The following is a 652-nucleotide window of genomic DNA, read 5'->3' on the forward strand; positions in this document are numbered from 1 at the left end:
CAGCGCAACGGCCAGGAAAGGGATCTGCAGGGTCATAAACAGGGTGATGAGCACCGCGCAGCTTAGCGTCAGGCGCAGCGTGTAGCTGGCGCGTCCCGGCGCGTCGCGCAGTTCCTGGCGTAAAAAATGGGCGAGAGGAAACATAGCGTCGCCCGGCTACGGCTGCAGCACGGCGCTGGCCGAGGCGCCCATGCGGAACAGTTCCGGGTCGGGATCGCTGACGGCGATTTTCACCGGGAAGCGCTGCGAGACGTGGACCCAGTTAATGCTTTTCTGGATCAGCGGCAGCCCTTCGATGACGCTCCCACCTTCGGGCAGGACCCCGGAGCCGACCGAATCCACCACCCCGTTAAAGGTCCGGTTGTGGTTGGTCATCACGGTGATCCGCGCCGCCACGCCGGGGCGCACGTTGTTCAGGTCGGTTTCGCGGAAGTTCGCGATCACATACCAGCGGTCGTCATCCAGCAGGGTGAAGACCGGTTTCAGCGCCGAGGCGTACTGGCCGACGGTGGTTTTCAGCGCCACCACCACGCCGTTGAACGGCGCGCGCACTTCGGTAAATTCCAGATGCAGTTCAGCGAGGGCGATTTGCGCCAGGACCCCGGCGCGTTGCGCCACCATGGCATCCACGCCAGTCACGGCCGCCGAGGCC

1 pseudogene is annotated in these 652 nt (G+C 64.9%); it reads right to left on the reverse strand.

From position 1 onward, the window contains the following. Window positions 1-156 precede the first annotated feature (156 nt). Window positions 157-652: pseudogene (locus tag M3234_RS28765) on the reverse strand (hypothetical protein); the annotation flags it as partial.

This window comes from Neobacillus niacini, assembly GCF_023715785.1.
In the GTDB taxonomy this organism is placed as follows: Bacteria; Bacillota; Bacilli; order Bacillales; family Cytobacillaceae; genus Neobacillus; species Neobacillus niacini_E.